This is a genomic window from Zhongshania sp. R06B22 (assembly GCF_040892595.1).
Lineage (GTDB): Bacteria > Pseudomonadota > Gammaproteobacteria > Pseudomonadales > Spongiibacteraceae > Spongiibacter > Spongiibacter arctica.
Genome location: NZ_JBFRYB010000001.1, coordinates 3,329,557 through 3,348,795, shown reverse-complemented (window position 1 = coordinate 3,348,795; position 19,239 = coordinate 3,329,557). Strand labels below are relative to the sequence as shown.

General features: G+C 49.0%; 15 protein-coding genes. 11 read left to right on the top strand and 4 right to left on the bottom strand.

Going from position 1 to position 19,239, the window contains the following annotated elements; translation table 11 throughout:
- Positions 1-126: 126 nt before the first annotated feature.
- From AB4875_RS15140 to AB4875_RS15120, 5 genes are all read left to right on the top strand, one after another.
- Entirely contained in the window at positions 127-1,182 is a 1,056-nt protein-coding gene (locus tag AB4875_RS15140; RefSeq protein ID WP_368376895.1) for an OmpA family protein, read from the top strand.
- Between the two features lie 28 nt (positions 1,183-1,210).
- Positions 1,211-4,909, top strand: coding sequence for a thrombospondin type 3 repeat-containing protein (locus AB4875_RS15135; protein WP_368376894.1), 3,699 nt, complete (start codon positions 1,211-1,213; stop codon positions 4,907-4,909).
- 231 nt (positions 4,910-5,140) lie between these two features.
- Positions 5,141-6,928, top strand: a complete 1,788-nt coding sequence (locus AB4875_RS15130) for an acyl-CoA dehydrogenase C-terminal domain-containing protein (RefSeq protein ID WP_368376893.1) — start codon at positions 5,141-5,143, stop codon at positions 6,926-6,928.
- Between the two features lie 66 nt (positions 6,929-6,994).
- Positions 6,995-8,785, top strand: a complete 1,791-nt coding sequence (locus AB4875_RS15125; RefSeq protein WP_368376892.1) for an acyl-CoA dehydrogenase C-terminal domain-containing protein — start codon at positions 6,995-6,997, stop codon at positions 8,783-8,785.
- 103 nt (positions 8,786-8,888) lie between these two features.
- Positions 8,889-9,107, top strand: coding sequence for a DUF3094 family protein (locus tag AB4875_RS15120; protein WP_368376891.1), 219 nt, complete (start codon positions 8,889-8,891; stop codon positions 9,105-9,107).
- A gap of 373 nt (positions 9,108-9,480) precedes the next feature.
- Here the strand turns inward: AB4875_RS15120 and AB4875_RS15115 are convergent, their stop codons facing one another.
- Together AB4875_RS15115 and AB4875_RS15110 are read right to left on the bottom strand one after the other, a co-directional pair.
- Positions 9,481-11,469: an SDR family oxidoreductase gene (locus AB4875_RS15115; protein ID WP_368376890.1), complete on the bottom strand. Its 1,989-nt coding sequence runs from the start codon at positions 11,467-11,469 to the stop codon at positions 9,481-9,483.
- Between the two features lie 47 nt (positions 11,470-11,516).
- A complete protein-coding gene (locus AB4875_RS15110; RefSeq protein WP_368376889.1) occupies positions 11,517-12,926 on the bottom strand; it encodes a wax ester/triacylglycerol synthase family O-acyltransferase in 1,410 nt (469 codons plus the stop codon).
- Between the two features lie 261 nt (positions 12,927-13,187).
- Here AB4875_RS15110 and AB4875_RS15105 point away from each other — a divergent pair, with 261 nt between their 5' ends.
- From AB4875_RS15105 to AB4875_RS15080, 6 genes are all read left to right on the top strand, one after another.
- The gene (locus tag AB4875_RS15105; protein WP_368376888.1) at positions 13,188-14,036 is read left to right on the top strand and encodes a peroxiredoxin family protein; all 849 of its coding nucleotides are present in this window, start codon (positions 13,188-13,190) and stop codon (positions 14,034-14,036) included.
- Positions 14,037-14,054: 18 nt separating this feature from the next.
- Positions 14,055-14,723, top strand: coding sequence for an NUDIX hydrolase (locus AB4875_RS15100; RefSeq protein WP_368376887.1), 669 nt, complete (start codon positions 14,055-14,057; stop codon positions 14,721-14,723).
- 147 nt (positions 14,724-14,870) lie between these two features.
- Entirely contained in the window at positions 14,871-15,320 is a 450-nt protein-coding gene (locus AB4875_RS15095; RefSeq protein ID WP_368376886.1) for an EF-hand domain-containing protein, read from the top strand.
- Between the two features lie 36 nt (positions 15,321-15,356).
- Positions 15,357-15,893: an RNA polymerase sigma factor gene (locus AB4875_RS15090; protein WP_368376885.1), complete on the top strand. Its 537-nt coding sequence runs from the start codon at positions 15,357-15,359 to the stop codon at positions 15,891-15,893.
- Positions 15,890-16,327: a hypothetical protein gene (locus AB4875_RS15085; protein WP_368376884.1), complete on the top strand. Its 438-nt coding sequence runs from the start codon at positions 15,890-15,892 to the stop codon at positions 16,325-16,327. Before AB4875_RS15090 ends, AB4875_RS15085 begins: the two co-directional genes overlap by 4 nt.
- Positions 16,324-16,806: a periplasmic heavy metal sensor gene (locus AB4875_RS15080; RefSeq protein WP_368376883.1), complete on the top strand. Its 483-nt coding sequence runs from the start codon at positions 16,324-16,326 to the stop codon at positions 16,804-16,806. Before AB4875_RS15085 ends, AB4875_RS15080 begins: the two co-directional genes overlap by 4 nt.
- Before the next feature lies 1 nt (position 16,807).
- Here the strand turns inward: AB4875_RS15080 and AB4875_RS15075 are convergent, their stop codons facing one another.
- Entirely contained in the window at positions 16,808-17,356 is a 549-nt protein-coding gene (locus tag AB4875_RS15075; protein WP_368377092.1) for a lytic transglycosylase domain-containing protein, read from the bottom strand.
- 111 nt (positions 17,357-17,467) lie between these two features.
- Complete coding sequence (locus AB4875_RS15070; protein ID WP_368376882.1) at positions 17,468-19,192, bottom strand: proline--tRNA ligase; 1,725 nt, start codon at positions 19,190-19,192, stop codon at positions 17,468-17,470.
- Between the last annotated feature and the right edge of the window lie 47 nt (positions 19,193-19,239).

Here is a 19,239-nt window from a genome sequence, read left to right as displayed (position 1 = left end):
GGTTGATATATTAGAGTCAATAGGTATTTATACTTATGGATGTCTTGGGCTGAAAGCAAAGCAAGGGACGCTGCGTATGGGGCTCATAGCAAAAATAATAGCAAAAATAATTTTTGAGGTTTGGGGATGTATAAAGGCATTGGTCTAGCTGTTCCGTTTTTGTTCTTGTGTGTGCTCGGTGGAATTTCTGTCTCTGCTTTAGCTGGCGAGGACGTAACGTACCCTCATATATATGGTCTTGGCACGATGACTAATGCCGATTCTGACCGAAATGTTGAATCTACTAATAATGGCTGGCAGTTAGGTGTTGCTTTTCCCTTGTCCGATCGGCTGTATATTGAAGGCCTGTATTTTGATAACACTTTTGAAACGGGCGACAACAATGGCAGTGATTTCTACCAATCCGGTGGTGGTGTAGACCTTCAGTATGGCTTTGGTGATAGAGAGCAATTCACGCCGTTCATTTTAGCTGGGGTTGGTGTGGCCGAGAATGACGTTGTGCCGGATGCGCTCGACGAAGATTCCTTCTACTGGAATGTCGGCCTAGGATTTGTAGGCCGTATTCTAGACTTGCAATGGCTGCGTTACCGTGGCGAAGCGCGCTATGTTCAGGATGACTATTTAGACGGTCGATCTGATATCCGTTTTGGTTTGGGCTTGGAAGTTGCTTTGGGTAAAGCTCAAGAGAAACAGCAAGTCGTCGTTGAGAAAATCGTTTACAAACAAGTTGAAGTGCAACCCAAAGATTCTGACGGCGACCGCGTGGTAGATCAGTTTGATGAATGTCCTAATACCTTGCCGGGTGCTCGCGTAGACGGCCGTGGTTGCGTTATCGAACAGCAGGTTATCAATATAGCCAATGTTACATTTCAATTAAATTCGGCTCAGTTAACACCGCTAGGTCAAAATACCTTGATGAATGCCGTCTCATTCTTAAAAAATCAAAATAATATAAACGTAGAAATTGCGGGACACACAGATAGCGCTGGGTCAGACGCGTACAACCTAAATTTGTCGCAGCAGCGTGCAGCATCGGTGAAGCAATTTTTGGTTAACAATGGGGTTTTATCATCCCGTCTATTGGCAAGAGGCTATGGCGAGTCATCACCTATCGCCAGTAACGATACGCCCACTGGGCGCGCATCAAACCGTCGTGTTGAATTTCGTTTAACAACTCGATAATAAATAAAATCGCTTGAAGGAGCAGGGCATGCATTTGCAGAAGTTAGTTGTGGCATTGCTGATAGTAATGGCCACGTCGTTCCAGTTGACTGCTTGTAAGTCAGCGAATGATAGCAATTCAGTAGGGTCGGGCTCCAATGCTGGCGCGCAACTTGATACCGATAACGATGGTGTCTTGGACACGGTCGATAATTGCATCGATGTCGCAAATGTTGATCAGCGCGATACGGACGGCGATGGCTTCGGTAATGTTTGTGATGACGACAATGATGGTGATGGCGTCTTAGATACTGAGGATAATTGCCCTTTAGTCATTAACGCGATGCAAAGCAACGCTGATGGCGATGTTTTTGGTGATGCGTGTGATGATAGTGACAATGATTCCATCTTTGATGATATTGATAATTGCCGCGTTACTGCCAATGTTAATCAGCGTGATACCGATGCCGATGGCCAGGGTGACGTTTGTGACGGTGATGATGATGGCGATGGAATAAATGACGGCGTAGATAACTGCCCATTAGTTTCTAATCCCGCTCAAGAAGATGCCAATGGGAACGATATTGGTGACACCTGTGAAGATGATGTGGACGGTGATGGCGTACTAAGTAACGTTGATAATTGCCCGTTAGTGCCGAACCAAGAACAGTTCGATACCGACAATAATGGCACCGGTGATGCCTGTGAAGACGGTGACTCAGACGGTGTTGCTGACCCGATAGATAACTGTCCTGCCATCTCAAATAGCGGCCAAGTAGATACTGATTCTGACGGTTTCGGTGATGTATGCGATACGGATGATGACAATGATAACGTCCTCGACGGAGCAGACAACTGCCCTTTTGTTAGCAATCAAAACCAGTTAGATTCTGATGGCGATGGCACTGGTGATGCCTGTGAGTCGGACGCCGATAATGATGGTGTGTTGAACGGTTTAGATAACTGCCCATTTGTTGCAAACACAAATCAGAACGACGTTGATGGAGATGGTTTTGGCGACGCATGTGATGATTCTGATGCTGACGGCGTTTTAGATACCGTTGATAACTGTCGTGTTAACCCTAACGCCGGTCAGGCTGATTTAGATACCGATGGTACAGGGGATGCGTGTGACTCTGATAAAGATGGCGATGGTGTTGAAAATGGAGCGGATAACTGCCCACTCGTCGTAAATACAAATCAGCTTGATAGTGATTTGGACGGTATTGGTGATGCTTGTCAGGATGATGCTGACGGTGATTTGATCGCTGACATAAATGACAACTGCCCAAATACCCCGAATTTTGACCAAGCAGATACTGTTTCCGCTAATGGGATTGGTGATGCTTGTGATGATTCCGATACCGATGGCTTTGTTGATAATGCTGACAACTGTCCGTTAAATGCTAATCCAAGCCAAGTCGATACCGATGGTAATGGTCAGGGTAATGCCTGTGATCAGGATGATGATGGCGATGGTGTTTTAGATACAGTAGATAACTGCCCATTAGTGCCAAACTTGGATCAAGATGATGCCGGTAATAACGGTGTGGGCGATGCTTGTGAAGCTGATAACGATGGCGATAACGTCTTAGACGACGTCGATAATTGCCCAACCGTTGCAAATACCGATCAAGCTGACTTTGATGATGACGGTCTAGGTGACGTTTGTGATGATGATATTGATGGTGACACTGTGCCAAATGGCACAGACAATTGCCCGCTACCTAATCCTGGCCAGGAAGTTGATGGCAACGGTAATGCGGTAGCGTGTAACCCAACCGTTATTGCAGAAAACTTTGAGTGTACTGCTGGCGCACCTGCGGGTTCTTCGGTAGCAGCAATCGAAACTGGTTTGGTTTGTACGATTACCGACATAACGGCGCCATTGCTAGATGGATGCTCGGTCGTGTCGGCAGACAATGCGATAGATCGTGATCTGGCGTCATTTGCTATTGTTAATTACGATGTTGGTCTGCTTGACGTAATCCTAGGCGATGGTGGTTTGGGGCTTACTGGTTCACAGACATTACAAGTGAATATGCCTGCGCCAATTCTTGCTGGACAGGTTGCTGGCTTCATAATCAGTATTCCAAATAGTACGGTTGATCTAAGTATTTTACGCCGCATTAGCGTTAAGACTTACTTAAATGGGGAGCAAAATGGGGGGGCAGGTATCGATCAAAATAACCAACTTGCATTGCTTGGTCAGGGTCTCATACGCAGTAATGATGCGTTGTTCCCAGCGTTTGACCCAGCTGACCCGGCATCGTTTTTTGATCCTGGCGCATTTAGCTTTCCAGACCCCACGGCGTCAAATGATGAAGTGAAATACCTGCTCGGTTTTATTGCACCAAATGATTACGATCGTATCGAGCTGGTTATTGATGCGCAGCTGCTAACTGTTGACTTAACTGAAGCGGTGAAAGTGTATGAAACCTGTGTGGCCGCCGCACCTACAGGGGCTACTGACCCGACAGTGCCCGGCGGTGGTGGCAATGATCCTGCGGCGCAGTTGCAGGGTTTATTCGAAACTATTGCCGACCCTGATGCTGTTGCCGCGCTTATTGCAACCTTGTCTGAGAATGCACCAGAAGAGCTTCAAGTATTGTTAGATGCGCTGGGTGAAGAGCCAAGTCAAGAGCAGCTTGAGGCCCTGTTTGCCATGTTTATTGAGCAAACTCCGCAGCAAGTGCAGGATTTCATTGCTTTATTAACTGGTTTGGCCGGCGGCGGAGAAGGCACCCCTGGTCCAGAAGAGTTGATTGCGATACTGACTGGTTTGGCGGGTGGCGGGGAAGGCACGCCTGGTCCAGAAGAGTTGATTGCGATACTGACTGGTTTGGCGGGTGGCGGAGAAGGCACGCCTGGTCCAGAAGAGTTGATTGCGATACTAACTGGTTTGGCTGGCGGCGGAGAAGGCACGCCTGGTCCAGAAGAGTTGATTGCGATACTGACTGGTTTGGCGGGTGGCGGAGAAGGTACTCCTGGTCCAGAAGAGTTGATTGCGATACTAACTGGTTTGGCGGGTGGCGGAGAAGGCACGCCTGGTCCAGAAGAGTTGATTGCGATACTGACTGGTTTGGCGGGTGGCGGAGAAGGCACCCCTGGTCCAGAAGAGTTGATTGCGATACTAACTGGTTTGGCGGGTGGCGGAGAAGGCACGCCTGGTCCAGAAGAGTTGATTGCGATACTAACTGGTTTGGCGGGTGGCGGAGAAGGCACGCCTGGTCCAGAAGAGTTGATTGCGATACTAACTGGTTTGGCGGGTGGCGGAGAAGGTACTCCTGGTCCAGAAGAGTTGATTGCGATACTGACTGGTTTGGCGGGTGGCGGAGAAGGTACTCCTGGTCCAGAAGAGTTGATTGCGATATTGACTGGTTTGGCGGGTGGCGGAGAAGGTACTCCTGGTCCAGAAGAGTTGATTGCTATACTGACTGGTCTGGCGGGTGGCGGAGAAGGTACGCCTGGTCCAGAAGAGTTGATTGCGATATTGACTGGCTTTGCGGATGGCGGTTTTCCAACTGACGCACAAGCCTTGACCGACTTGCTTGCCGGTTTGCCGGGCGCCGACCAAGCTGATTTGATTGGTCTTTTGTCAGGTCTTCCGGCTGGTGATCAAACAGCATTGTTGGGAACGCTGACCGATTTGGCTGACCCCACTGCGGTAAGCGATGCAATTGCTGGCTTGATAGCTGATCCAGCCTCTCTTGCTACTTTGCTCACCGGTCTTTTGGGTGGCGGTTGATTGGACTTGGCTATAAGTAATCGTTGATAGTAAAACCCCGGTCTTCCGGGGTTTTTTTTGGCTAGCGAAATAGTTGGGAATCTCGACCTTAAGTGGCACTTTATAGGGGTTTTTCGCAACCCAGAAAATCTAAAATAACTTGCATGACGTAATAAAAGCTCTATAGTTGTCACTGTCAACATTGGCACCTATTCAGGTATCTGCTACATTTTTGCTTATGAGGTCATTGTCATGCCCCAATACACAGCTCCACTTCGCGATATCAATTTTGTACTAAAAGACGTACTTAACAGCGATAAACACTTTGCCAGTCTTGCTACCCGTGAAGAGGTAAGTGAGGACTTAATGGACGCCATCATTTCTGAAGGCGCCAAATTTTCTGAAAATGTACTTTCGCCGTTAAACCAAATTGGCGATCAACAAGGCTGTACGTGGTCTGAATCTGGCGTGACTACGCCGGACGGGTTCAAAGAAGCCTATAAGCAATTTGCCGAGGGTGGCTGGACTTCGATGACCGCCAATACTGAGTTTGGTGGCCAAGGTCTGCCTAACTCCCTCGGTTTGGTTGTGACTGAAATGGTGAGCTCTGCCTGTTGGTCTTGGGGCATGTACACCGGCTTGTCACAGTCAGCGGCACGCTTGCTGGAAACCTATGCTAGCGATGAGCTGCAGGCAACCTACCTTCCAAAAATGACTGATGGTACTTGGGGCGGCACAATGTGCTTGACTGAGTCTCATTGCGGGTCTGACCTTGGCTTATTGCGCACCAAAGCGGAAATGAATGCCGATGGCAGCTATAACGTAACCGGGACTAAGATCTTTATCTCTGGTGGTGAGCACGACATGATGGAGAATATTGTCCATCTGGTACTGGCCCGTGTAGAAGGCGCACCTGCGGGCACGAAAGGCATCTCTTTGTTCGTTGTGCCCAAGTTCTTGCCAGACGAGAACGGTGAAGTGGGTGAGCGTAACGGCGTTCACTGCGGCAGTATCGAACACAAAATGGGTATCAAAGCATCAGCAACCTGTGTGATGAACTTCGATAGCGCCAAAAGTTTCTTAGTCGGTGAAGAAAATCGCGGCTTGAACGCGATGTTCCACATGATGAACTCGGCTCGCCTTGGCACGGCACTTCAGGGCTTGTCTGCCGGTGAAGCGTCGTTTCAAGGTGCTCTGGCTTATGCTCGCGATCGTTTGCAGATGCGTTCATTGACCGGTCCTAAAAATCCGGATGGTCCCGCTGATCCCTTAATTGTGCACGCAGATGTTCGTCGTATGCTGTTAACGCAAAAAGCCTTTGCAGAAGGCAGTCGCGCATTTATTTATTGGGTTGCGCAGCTAGTTGATACCTTTTACTTCTCTGGTGATGAAGAAGAGCGCCGTAAAGCGGAAGAGCTTTCTGAACTGCTAACGCCAATTGCAAAAGCGTTTGTGACCGAAACCGGTCTGGAATCAGCAAATTACGGTATGCAGGTATTTGGTGGTCACGGTTTCATTTCTGAGTGGGGTATGGAGCAAATCGTACGTGATTTACGGATTGCTACGCTTTACGAAGGTACCACCGGCATTCAAGCTTTGGACCTACTTGGTCGTAAAGTAATGGGTAGTGGCGGCAAGCAGTTGATGGTGTTTACCAAGGTCATTCACCAATTCTGCAAAGATCAAAAAGATAAGCCTGGTATGGCACCGTTTATCGAAAAACTGTCAACACTGAATGCGGAGTGGGGTGATATCACCGGTAAATTAGGTGAGAAGGCCATGAGCAATGCAGATGAAGTTGGCGCAGCATCGGTTGATTACTTGATGTACGCAGGCTATGTGTCCTTGGCATATATGTGGGCCCGTATGGCGTCTGTTGCCCTAGACGGCGATGCTGATGATGCTTTCCTTAAAGCGAAGGTCCAAACTGCACACTTTTATTATCAGCGAATTTTACCTAGGACTGAGTCACATAAATTGGCGATGCTTAACGGCGCCGACAGTTTGATGGCAATGTCTGAAGACGCCTTCGCGTTTTAGATGATTTTTGCTCGATAGCTTAACGACGGCCTTATGGCCGTCGTACTGATTTAGAAGGAGTAATTTATGCCTGACTACAAAGCCCCCCTCCGTGATATGCAGTTCGTTTTACACGAAGTTTTTAAGGCGGAACAGCTCTGGGAAACCATGCCCGCAATGGAAGAGGTTAACCGCGAACTCGCTGACGCTATCCTCGAAGAAGGCGCAAAGATCAACGAGTCTTTGGTGGCGCCGCTTAGCCAATCAGGGCACGAAGAGGGCGTTAAATGGACTGATGGTGTTGTGACTACACCTAAAGGCTATCCAGAGGCGTTTCGCCAATTGGCCGAAGGCGGTTGGGGTGGATTATCGGGCGCTCCGGAGTATGGCGGCCAGACCATGCCTAAGATGTTGGTTTTGCTGTTTGAAGAAATGCTGTACTCCTCAAACATCGCGATGGGTTTGTATTTAACGCTTACCTCTGGCGCGGCGTTGGCGATATCGAGTCATGCGACAGAAGAGCTAAAGAGTAAGTTCTTGCCCAATATGTACTCGGGCAAGTGGGCAGGCGCGATGTGCTTAACCGAGAGCCACGCCGGTACCGACCTAGGCATGATTCGCACAAAAGCCGAGCCGCTTGCCGATGGCAGCTACAGTATTAGTGGCACCAAGATTTTCATTACCGGTGGCGATCACGATTTAACCGAAAATATTATTCATTTGGTGTTGGCAAAGTTGCCGGATGCGCCTGCTGGGTCTAAGGGTATTTCCTTGTTTCTAGTTCCGAAGATGAAGGTTAATGACGACGGTAGCAGCGGTGAGAATAACGGTGTTCACTGCGGTAGCATCGAACACAAAATGGGTATTAACGCCTCTGCAACGTGTGTGATGAATTTTGATGGCGCGCAGGGCTATCTTATTGGCGAGATTAATCGTGGTTTGCAGGGTATGTTTACCATGATGAACTACGAGCGCCTGTCTGTTGGTATTCAAGGGCTTAGCGCGGCAGAGGCGGCCTATCAGTGGTCATCAATTTATGCCCGCGAGCGTATTCAAAGCCGGGCGCCTTCTGGCCCAGTGAACAGTGCTGCAGCAGCAGATCCGATTGTTGTGCACCCCGATGTGCGGCGCATGCTGTTAACACAAAAGGCTTACGTTGAGGCCGGTCGCGCCTTTGCAGTCTATGTTGGTAAGCAGCTCGATGAAGCGAAGTTTTCTAGTGGTGAGGCTAAGGCCAAGGCAGATGGAATGGTCGAGTTACTCACTCCGGTTGCTAAAGCTTTTATAACCGACAAGGGCCTTGAAGGCACTATTGCGGGCCAGCAGATATTTGGTGGCCACGGGTATATTCGTGAATGGGGCATGGAGCAATTAGTGCGCGACGTGCGTATTAGCCAAATTTATGAAGGCACAAATGGGATTCAGGCGCTTGATTTAATGGGGCGTAAGATAGCTGCAAATGGCGGACGGAATCTCAATGTGCTGATTGCTGAAATGCGGGAATTCTCTGCGTCAGCCGCCGCGGTTAGTGGTATGGATGAGTTCTTAAATCCATTAAATGAGTCCGTTGACAACCTTGAGTCGCTAGCCGAGTTCGTTTTGTCACAAGCCCAAGGCGGTGATGCAAATGCCATTGGCGCCGCATCTGTCGAGTTCCTGCATGTTATGGGCTTCACCCTGTACACATATATGTGGGCGATGATGACGCGCGCGGTCCTAAATGGCGATAGCCAGCAAGGTGATGCGTTTGGACAGGCTAAGTTGCATACGGCGCGGTTCTTTATTCAGCGTTTGCTGCCACAGGCGAAGGGCTTAACTGAGTCAATTCGCAATGGCAGCGCCAGCTTAATGGATATTCCAGAGGAAGCCTTCGCTTAACTATAGAATGCGGCCTAATTTGGGGCCACTGCAGTAAAGCTGGAGAATAAGGCGGCAACCAGCGATAATGGGGCCGCCTTTTTTATTGCCCGGTATATGGGTAATGTCATTTGTAATCGCGAGTGGTGAAATGATGGAAAACGAACATAATAAGTTGTATCCAGAAGACCAGGCTAAGGTAGACGCCTTTTTGAATCAGGGATATAACAATGTTGAGCGTAAGCCATACCGCCCCCTCAAATTACTGGGTATTTTGTTAATTATGGTGACCACTATTTCAGTCGGTGCATTGGTTCTTGCGTCGCTTAGCGGTATCCATTAAGTCTTTTTATACACTCTCCTCGATTGGCGCTAATTTTGCGTTGAGCCCCCCGTTATTCCCGTCGTGTCGCTAAAAGGCGGCGTAGCTGTTTGTCCTAGCATCTTATGTCCTTACCTTACCCGTATTAAGGTTCGCAGAGTTAGGCCACTGAAGATCCACTCCGTAGGCGCTACTGTGCATTATTGGGTGAACTATCTTAAGTGAAAATACAATTAGCCAAGCTAGCTTGATGCTGATGTGAACGGAAGATTTTGATTGCTAGATCAATAATTGAGGAGCTGTGCGGAATAAGAAAGAAGGGAGCTCAATTAGGTAATAAGCGAGCTTCGCTCGCTTATTACTGACTGAGTGGATGTTAAGCCAGAACTTGAACCTAGACGTGAATGCCTTTTAAAACGGCCGCCAGTGCAATTTGCTCGGTAGACGCCTCGGTCTTGATTTCTTCACCGTCGCCCTTGGCTGCTGAAGAGTCTGGGAATGTGCGGAAAACCATATTCATAGTGATCTCCACCGCCTTTGGCATAATTGCGTTAAGGACTTGCATGGTAATGCCAAGGCCCGTAGCTATGCGTTTCGGTCTGCGAATAATGGCGCTACAAATCATGTCTGCCGCTTCTTCCGGAGACAGTGTTGGCACCGAGTTATAGATCGATGTTGGCCCAATCATCGGTGTTCTAACCAGTGGCATATTAATCGTTGTGAACGCGATATTCCGGTCAGAGAACTCAGCTGCAGCTGCCTTAGAAAAAGCATCTAAAGCCGATTTAGAGGCGGCATATGCCGAAAAGCGCGGTGAGGTGCCAACTATGACCGCAATCGACGAGATATTAATCACGTGACCAACTTTGCGCTCTAGCATTGACGGAGCCAGTCCCATAATTAAACGAATAGCGCCAAAATAGTTCAGCTGCATAGTGCGTTCAAAGTCGTGGAAGCGATCAAACGTTAATTCCAGTGAGCGCCGTATTGAGCGGCCCGCGTTATTAACAAGTACATCCACCTGGCCATGATTTTCCAGCACCGTGGCGACTAATTTGTCGCAGGACTCCAAGTCGGATACATCACAGCTATAAGCATAGCTAGAGCCACCTTTGTCAGCTATTTCCTTTTGAGTCTCTTCCAGCTTTTCAAGAGAGCGTGCGACTAAGACGACTTTACCGCCGGCCGCTGCCAATTTAATTGCCGCCGCTTTACCAATACCTGATGACGCGCCGGTAATAACAATAACTTTGTCTTTTACATTGCCTCGCAGCGAGCGATCTTCAAATAGATCTGGATCGAGATTGCGCTCCCAGTAATCCCAGATGACATGCGCATAGTCTTCTAACGCTGGGGGTGCGATTCCGCTGCCTTTCAATGCCTTAAGCGTCTCGCGAGTATCAAAACGAGTGGGCATATTCATAAAGCTCACGGCGTCTTGTGGAATCTGATAATCAGCGAGAATGGCATTTATTATTCTGCGAACAGGTGGCAGCCCTTTCACTAGATTAAGAATTGATGCTGGAATGAAGGCAAACATCCGCATATCAATACGCATTGCAAAGCGGGGTGCATGGGCGGCTTTCGAGAAAATATTTAAAACCTCACCCACTAGCTGTGACTCGGTATTGACTAAGTGGAAGCAGCGGCCATCTAAGCCAGCCTTGTGCGATAAGAAATCCATTGCATCAGCAACATAGTCAACGGGGACAATATTCATTTGTCCGCCTTCAATGCCGATCAGTGGTACCCACTGCGGTATACGATTACGAAGTCTTTGCAGCAATTTAAAGAAATAATACGGACCGTCTATCTTGTCGATTTGGCCGGTCTTAGAATCGCCGACGACCAAGGCTGGGCGGTATATGCGGTAGGGTATTTTGCATTCGTTACGCACTAAACCCTCTGAGACATGCTTGGTGCGGAAATACGCGTGCTCTAGGCCTTTGGCCTCTTCAAACATATCTTCACGGAAGGTGCCGCGATACAAGCCCGCTGCAGCAATAGAGCTAGCTAGGTTAAAGCATTTGGCATCCATGGCTTCGGCGGCGGCGATGGCGTTTCTAGTGCCTTCTACATTGGCAATCTCTTGGCTCGCCGCGTCAGCTTTTAGATCGTAAATCGCAGCAAGGTGGTAGAAGTGTTTTACCGAACCCTTAAGGGTTGTCATATCTTTGGGGCTAATACCGAGGCGCGGTTTGGATAGATCACCATTTATCGCCACTAGGCGGTCTGAACTAAGTCCGCTCTTTTCAAGAAGATCTTTGTATTTTTGTTTTGAACCGCGGCGCACTAGGAGGTAGATAGTGCCTTTGCGCTTGGCGAGACGTTCGATTAGGGCGCTACCGATAAATCCGGTACCGCCAGTGACAAAATAACTCATGGTAAATCTCCAGGTTTTTATTTGAGTTTTAGGTATCTATTCCGGTGTTATTTTTTCGTGTTAGCTAATAAAGATGGAGAAACGGCCTTTTCTAGGTCGTCAAATGCATCGTGTATATAGTCGCCAAGAACATTGAGGTTTGGCATGGCAGTGGTGGCCACCAAGCCGAACTGTAAACGGCCGTCATAACTGTATAGCGTAATATTTAGATGGTTGCTCGGTGTTAAGGCGCTAATCGGGTACATTTCTTCAAGTTTTGCTCCTTTTAAGTAAAGTGCCTTAGCAGGCCCCGGTACATTTGACACTAAAGTGTTACCTAGTGGTGGCAGTACGTCGCCCAGTTTCAGGGCTTCAGCAATCAGTGATACACCGCCGAGCAGAACGGTATACGCCATCACTGATGCCGGTGGTACGCCATCAATTTGATAGCGTACATTGCGGAGCGTAAAGCCTATTTCACGCAATCTTTCATAGGGGTCGGTGGTTTTACTAGCGAGTTCGACAAGCACTATGCCAATTTTATTACCCAAGCTATCATCGCCACTTTTACGCAAATTCACCGGCATTTGAATAGTGATGGGTTCGTTGATGTCGGTTCCGCAATCTTGCAGGTAGCGATGCAGTGCGCCGTCGATACACGTTAAGGCTATGTGATTGAGAGTAGATCTAGTGAGTTTGCGCAGACGATGCACTCGCTCCATATCAACAGCTGCAGTGGCGATTTGACGCCCGGCACTGACTTGCCCTGTTAGCGGGGTGGAACTATTGGCTCTGAACGGCACGGCAACCGCATTTTTTGTTAGGTTTAAAGTTTCTAAAGCGAGCTGCGCGCTGAGCTTACTGAGGCCTGTAAATGCTTTTATATAATCGGTGTAGCGGCCGCCGAGCTGCGTTAATACCTTCATGACTGAGATACTGTCAGCGGTACTTTGCCTGCGTTTATGCGGTAAAACTGACCATATCGGTGTTACAGATTTTGTTCGCGCAGATTCACTTAGGCTATTCACCAGCCACGATGACATGGTCACGCCATCGGCATAAGCATGGTGCAGCTTGGTGTACAGTGCGAAACGCTTGTCATCAATACCTTGAATAACATGCATTTCCCACATGGGTCGGCTGCGATCCATACGGACACTGTGTAACTCACCAATTAAGTCATAAAGACCGTCGCGAAAGTCATCACCTTCTATAGTGTGATAAAAAACATGCTTGCTGATATCAAAGTTTTTGTCACATTCCCAGCTCGGTGCTTTAAAGACGGAAAACTGAATGATTTGATTGAAGGGAGCGCGGATTTCATCAATGTTGCAGGCATACTCGTCAACCAGCTTTTCAACATAGTCGTCCGCTGCCGCTGTGGGCTTGCTAAACATAAGCAGGCCACCCACATGTTTGGGGCTTGCGTCAGTCTCAGTCAGAAAAAAGCCTAAATCCATTATCGAAAGTTTTGCCATTTGATTCCACACCCTGTGTTTGCAACTATCTGATATATTTAGTGTTGTTATGTTTTTTTGCATCGCCGAGGCGTAAGCTATGACCTTCAATGCGGCGCTAGTTTAAGTCTTAATATTTTTATGAGCTATTGCCGCTTACGTTGCTCGCACTTATTTTCGGTCAATAGCCTAAAAAGCACGTATAGGGTCAAGCTACAATACAATAAGCAGGTTTCATAGTGAAACGCTAAGAGGTTTGGTGAATAGCAGGGATAACAATTGATGATATTGGGCCTGATATCGCAGCTTAAGCGCTGGTATGCAATTCCCTATCTGGTCTTGTGTATTGCGATTTCCATCCAAAGTATTTGTCACCTTCTGGGAGATGCTACATTTAGCTTGTCTTGGTTGGGTGCCCTGCTGGCGGTTGGGCCGCTGGTGCTCTTTATGAGTATGGTTTATACCTTCCCCTATATCCGCGTTGTGCGTTTTATAGCAACACCAGTGGTTATGGCGCTCTTAGGCTCGGTGCTCACCGTGATAGAGATGGAGCCGCTACCCACCTTTTATACCTTGTTTTTTGGTCTGGGTGGGGTGCTGGTATATGTGTTTTGGTATACCTACCTAGATCGTAGCGATAATGTGTTATTGCAAAAAGGCGTGCAGTTACCGGATTTCGCGCTGGCGACCCTCAATGGCGAGCAGCTATCATCTTCGAGTTTTGTTGGTAAAAAAGTGTTATGGGTATTTTTCCGCGGCAACTGGTGTCCAATGTGTCAGGCACAGCTGGCGGATCTAGCCAAACATTACGATGCCTTCGGTGAGCGTGGTGTAGAGCTAGTGCTGATAAGTCCGCAAAGCCCAAAGAAAAGTGCAGCGCAGCAATCCCGTCTCGGGGTGCCCATGCCATTCTATGTGGATGATAATAACCGAGCGGCAATTAGTCTTGGTATTGTTCATCGTCACGGTGTGCCGCTGGGAATGTTGGGCTATGGTTACGATACGGTATTGCCAACGGTGTTGATGACCGATGAAAGCGGCACCATAATTTACGCTGATCTAACCGATAACTTTCGAATCCGGCCGCGTGCTGAAACAATAATAGAGACGCTAGATCATTTGTTGATATAGCGCGATGGGTTTTAAGCAATGACAAGTGATATTCGAGCGGCGGCAACAGCCGTTATTACTCGCGACAGCGATGCAGGTCTAGAAACCCTGCTGTTGCGAAGACACAAGCAACTTAAAGTCGGTGGCGGTCATTGGGTTTTTCCAGGTGGCACTCTTGACCCTGAAGATTATGATGGCGCCGCGAACGAGGAGCAGGCGGCTCGCGCTGCAGCCGCCAGAGAGACCATGGAAGAAGCCAGCATTTCTTTGCGAACGCAGGACTTTTTGCTGCTGTCGCATTGGACAACGCCACCCGCCATGGGTCGTCGATTTGCTACCTGGTTCTTTCTTGCCGAGGGTGACAATGCTGAGGTGCTTGTTGATGGCGAGGAAATGGATGATTTCCTCTGGGGAACCCCAGAGCACTTTTTACAGCTGCATCGGCGTGGTGAGCTAGCCCTATTGCCGCCCACCGTGGTTACGCTGGCCGAGCTTGCTGCCTGTGGAACCCAGCATGATGCCAGGCGTTTTTATCTTGATCGCACGGTGCCTTATTTTCAGCCCCTAATATCCTCACATAATGATGTTGTCTGCATGTTGTATGACGGCGATGTTGGCTATGCGGCGATCGATCCCACTCTTTCTGGCCCTAGAAATCGCTGTTATTTAGAGGCGGGTGTGTGGCGCTATGAGTTCAGTATCACTTAGCCCGAGTGTATATCTCTTATGTTAGTTATTATTTTTCGCTCCCTGCGAAGGATTTTTGCACCTGCGGTGTTTAATCATTAACGGCCGTAGCAATGAAGCAAAATTCTAATCAATGATTCTAAGCAATGATTCTTGGGAGTAACAAATATGAATACAGCACAAAAAATTCTCAGCGTTATCGTTTCTCTAGCGGCGGTGTCAGCGATCGCCGGCGAAGACCGAAAACCGCGCCCAAATTTTGATCTCAATGGCGATGGCACTGTCACAACCACTGAGCTATCTGAGTATCGCAATGCGGAGTTTGCAAAAATGGATTTGAACGGTGACGGTAATTTGAGCCGTGAAGAAGTGACCGAGTACAAGGCGCAGATGAAGGCTGAGCGCAAAGCAAACAAGAAAGACCGCTTTGATCGCGCTGATGCTAACGAGGACGGGCAAGTTTCTGCAGACGAGTTTGCCGCCAGCACCGATGAAATGGCGACGCGCATGGATCGCAATGGCGATGGCACTATTGATCGTCGTGAAATGTTTAAGGCAATGCGCGGTCACGGTGGTGAGGGACATGACGGCGAACACCGCAAGGGTGACGGCGTGTAATTAATATCCCTTTTTCGCCGACCTTTAGGATTCAGCGTGCAGTTATCTGACATCGAATTGATGCGGCGAGTAGCAGATGGCGACCAACAGGCTTTTGCGATGCTGTTGGGCCGCCATAGTAAAATGGTGTTGAATCTTGTCTACCGCATAGTGCTTTCTCGCGATGACGCAGAAGACCTTTGCCAAGAGGTGTTTGAGCGGCTTTGGAAGCAAGCGCCAGAATGGCGCGATGATGCCAAGCTGACCACATGGTTATATCGCGTGGCTAATAATTTAGCCCTCAATTTTCGTCAGCGAGTTCAGCAGCGTTTGGTAGTCGATGATAACTTGGTCGAGTCGATTGTCGATACTGCGGCGCCAGAGCCAATAGTGAATGCGGGTGATAATGCCCTTGTCTTTGATGCCTTAAAATCACTGCCAGATAATCAGCGTGCAGCCATGGCATTTCGTTTTTACCAGGACGTGTCGGTGAAAGATATCGCAACTATTATGGGCTTGTCGGCTAAAGCGGTTGAATCGTTAATTAGCCGAGCGAAGCAGCAGCTGCGAACGCGATTGGGAGGTCGGGAATGACATTGGCAGAACAAATATTTTCTGCGCTGTTGGCGCGCCACGGTGCTGATGCCTCGCATTGGCCCTTCTTAGCTCGTCTGCTATTGCCGGTTTTTCTGCGCATAGATTCTTGCGCGCTGCGGTGGCAAGACGCGCGGTGTGAAGAAAGCGAGCTCGCTAAGTGGTATCAAGATATTGTCCCTGATCTGGAGCCAAGTGCAGCTTTGCAGGTGCGCCTAGCGAACATTGCTCTGCCCGGCGAGCGGCTGCCTCGCGAGCCGTCATTTACTCCGCCTTGGCGTTTGAGTTTTGCGGCGGCGATGGCCTCAGCATTATTAGGTGTGTTACTTGGGGCGAGTGGTTATTTTGCTGATTATACCGACCCCGATATCTATATCTTTGATGCAACGGCGACTTATGAAGTCAGTAATTGGATTGCAGGTACAGAATTATGAATTCACGTAAAAGCCTAGTTATCGCTCTGTTAGTTTCCTTAGTGCTAAATGGCTTGCTGTTGGGCTTGTATATAGGCCATCGTTTAATGGGGCAAGAGCGTCATGCCATGCATGGTATGGCTAAGCAATTATTGAAAGATGAGCCCAAGGAGTTGGCGGAACCTATGCGCCAAGTTCTGGAGATGCATCGCAAAGAAATGGCAAAGGCGTATAGGCGGCTCCGGGCTGCCAAGCGCGACATGGTGGGTATATTAAAAAGCGAGCAAGCCACTGAGGTGCAAATTAATAGCGGTTTTCAGGCAATTAGAATGGCTGACAGTAATTTAAAGCAGGTCAGCCACCAAGTGCTGGCAACTGTCTTGGCGACCTTACCACCAGAGCAGAGGCTTAAGTTTGCGCTGCGAGAACTGGGGCGCATGCAAGATAAGCCACCCAGACCCGGTTCGCCAGAGCATGGCGGCGACAGACCACCGCGTTAGTCTAATAAATGTTTACTTCGCCGTTATACCAATGCCGGCGCCACCGATCAAATACTCGCTCTGGATACCAGCTTTTACCAAGGCTGCCATTGTAGCGGGCCAGCGCGCGATGCAGATTGCCTTTTTCTTTTTGTAAATAAAATTGCAAAATCTGGCAGCCGTAGCGCAGATTGGTATCTGCATTGGTGAGGTTGTCATCGGGGCGTCCGATTTCTTTCTTCCAGAAGGGCATAACTTGCATCAAGCCCTGCGCACCGACACGGGATACCGCAAACTGATCAAAATAGCTTTCGACTTCAATGAGTGCCAATACTATTTCGGGACTTAAGTCTGCGGCACTGGCTTCGCGGTGTACGCTGCGTAGAAAAGTGAGTCGCGCTTGCGGGTCTTTAATAAATCGCGCCATGCGGCCGGACATATCGAATAGCCAAACCTCGGCATCGAAACGGTCCTTAAAGCTATCTGCATCGCTGACGGCCTGTTTCAGGAAAATCCGTAATTCTTCGCGCTCTTGCTGCGCCGCCGTCATGGTCTCGCCGCCGCCATCCATAGCAGGCACTGCATCTGCAAGGCTAAACGTTGAACTTAGCAGTAGGACAACCAAGCCTAGCCGCGTCATTAATACGGCTAGGCCAGCTTGCTTGGTACTGACTCCAAACATTTAGCGAGGCAGTTGTTGCTGGATGAAGTCGACGATATCGTCCAGTGCGACATCCTCATTGTCGCTGGCGCGACGGTTTTTATATTCGAACATGCCTTTGTCTAGGCCGCGGTCGCCGATCACGATGCGATGAGGTATACCGATTAGCTCCATGTCAGCAAATTTCACGCCGGGGCGCTCATTGCGATCATCTAGCAGTACGTCATAGCCCATACCCAGCAAGGAGCTGTAGAGTAGCTCTGCTTGTTCGCGAACGCGCTCAGATTTTTGAATGTTTAAAGGTACAATCGCAATCTCGAAAGGCGCAATACTGCTTGGCCAAAGAATGCCTTTATCATCATGGTTTTGTTCAATAGCCGAGGCCACAACTCGGGTGACACCAATGCCGTAGCAACCCATTGTTATGGTTTGATCTTTGCCATTTTCATTGAGTACAGTCGCGTTCATCGCCTCTGAATATTTAGTGCCAAGCTGGAATATATGGCCCACTTCTATGCCGCGCTTAATTAGCAAGCTGCCTTGGCCGTCGGGGCTAGGGTCGCCTTCCACCACATCGCGCAAATCTGCAGTTTCAGCAAAGCTGACGTCTCTATCCCAATTGACGCCGCTCAGATGAAAGCCGTCTTCATTGGCGCCACAGATAAAGTTAGCACTATGCGCTGCGCTGCGATCGGCAATAACGCGTATGTCCAACCCAGCGGGGCCGATAGAGCCGGGCTTACAATTTAGGCGGGCCTGAATATCTTCTTCGCTGGCGAAGCTTAGCGGCGATGCGACGCCGGCGATTTTCTCTGCCTTAATGTCATTCAAGCTATGGTCGCCGCGCACCACTAAAGCGATCAGGTCCTTGTTACCGTTTTCATCACTATCGCTGTATACAATTAGCGTTTTTAGAATTTGATTGGCTGAAACCTTCAGCAAGGCGCTCACTTCATCAATCGTGTGGGCGCCGGGGGTGGAGAGTTTTTCTACGTTGCCGCTGGGAGCAGGGCGATCGCCGGCAGGGGCGAGTGCCTCGGCCATCTCAACATTGGCGGCGTAGTCTGAGGTGTCAGAGAAGGCGATATCGTCTTCGCCTGAAGAGGCCAGAACATGAAATTCATGTGAGCCGCTGCCACCAATTGAGCCGGTGTCGGCAATCACCGGCCGGAAATCCAAACCTAGGCGGGTGAATATGCGAGTGTAGCTTGCATGCATTACATCGTAAGTAGCTTGCAGTGATTCTTGGTCGTTATGGAAGGAATAGGCGTCCTTCATAATAAACTCGCGCGAGCGCATTACGCCAAAACGAGGACGAATCTCATCACGGAATTTCGTTTGAATTTGGTAAAAGTTTGCCGGTAGTTGTTTGTAGCTCTTAATTTCATTGCGAATTAGGTCGGTAATGACTTCTTCATGGGTGGGGCCAAGACAGAAAGCGCGCTTGTGGCGATCACCAATTCGTAACAGTTCGGCGCCGTATTGCTCCCAGCGGCCTGACTCTTCCCACAGCTCTGCGGGCTGAACAATTGGCATCATGACTTCCATCGCGCCACTGCGATTCATTTCTTCGCGGACAATACCTTCGACTTTACGCAATACTCGCAGGCCCATAGGCAACCATGTGTAGAGCCCAGTGGCGAGCTTGCGTATCATGCCTGCTCGCAGCATAAGTTGATGACTGATGACTTCAGCGTCGGCTGGAGTTTCTTTTTGGGTGGCAATAAGGAATTGGCTAGCGCGCATAATGAAGTTCTGGCCTTGTTTATCAGAGTCCGAGCATTTTACGATTG

What these genes read in the sequence shown, in the direction of transcription:
- AB4875_RS15075 (WP_368377092.1), bottom strand. Translation starts at nt 17,356, where the DNA reads ATGGATGGCGGCGGCGAGACCATGACGGCGGCGCAGCAAGAGCGCGAA.
- AB4875_RS15115 (WP_368376890.1), bottom strand. Translation starts at nt 11,469, where the DNA reads ATGAGTTATTTTGTCACTGGCGGTACCGGATTTATCGGTAGCGCCCTA.
- AB4875_RS15110 (WP_368376889.1), bottom strand. Translation starts at nt 12,926, where the DNA reads ATGGCAAAACTTTCGATAATGGATTTAGGCTTTTTTCTGACTGAGACT.
- AB4875_RS15120 (WP_368376891.1), top strand. Translation starts at nt 8,889, where the DNA reads ATGTCATTTGTAATCGCGAGTGGTGAAATGATGGAAAACGAACATAAT.
- AB4875_RS15135 (WP_368376894.1), top strand. Translation starts at nt 1,211, where the DNA reads ATGCATTTGCAGAAGTTAGTTGTGGCATTGCTGATAGTAATGGCCACG.
- AB4875_RS15125 (WP_368376892.1), top strand. Translation starts at nt 6,995, where the DNA reads ATGCCTGACTACAAAGCCCCCCTCCGTGATATGCAGTTCGTTTTACAC.
- AB4875_RS15070 (WP_368376882.1), bottom strand. Translation starts at nt 19,192, where the DNA reads ATGCGCGCTAGCCAATTCCTTATTGCCACCCAAAAAGAAACTCCAGCC.
- AB4875_RS15105 (WP_368376888.1), top strand. Translation starts at nt 13,188, where the DNA reads ATGATATTGGGCCTGATATCGCAGCTTAAGCGCTGGTATGCAATTCCC.
- AB4875_RS15140 (WP_368376895.1), top strand. Translation starts at nt 127, where the DNA reads ATGTATAAAGGCATTGGTCTAGCTGTTCCGTTTTTGTTCTTGTGTGTG.
- AB4875_RS15080 (WP_368376883.1), top strand. Translation starts at nt 16,324, where the DNA reads ATGAATTCACGTAAAAGCCTAGTTATCGCTCTGTTAGTTTCCTTAGTG.
- AB4875_RS15095 (WP_368376886.1), top strand. Translation starts at nt 14,871, where the DNA reads ATGAATACAGCACAAAAAATTCTCAGCGTTATCGTTTCTCTAGCGGCG.
- AB4875_RS15100 (WP_368376887.1), top strand. Translation starts at nt 14,055, where the DNA reads ATGACAAGTGATATTCGAGCGGCGGCAACAGCCGTTATTACTCGCGAC.
- AB4875_RS15130 (WP_368376893.1), top strand. Translation starts at nt 5,141, where the DNA reads ATGCCCCAATACACAGCTCCACTTCGCGATATCAATTTTGTACTAAAA.
- AB4875_RS15085 (WP_368376884.1), top strand. Translation starts at nt 15,890, where the DNA reads ATGACATTGGCAGAACAAATATTTTCTGCGCTGTTGGCGCGCCACGGT.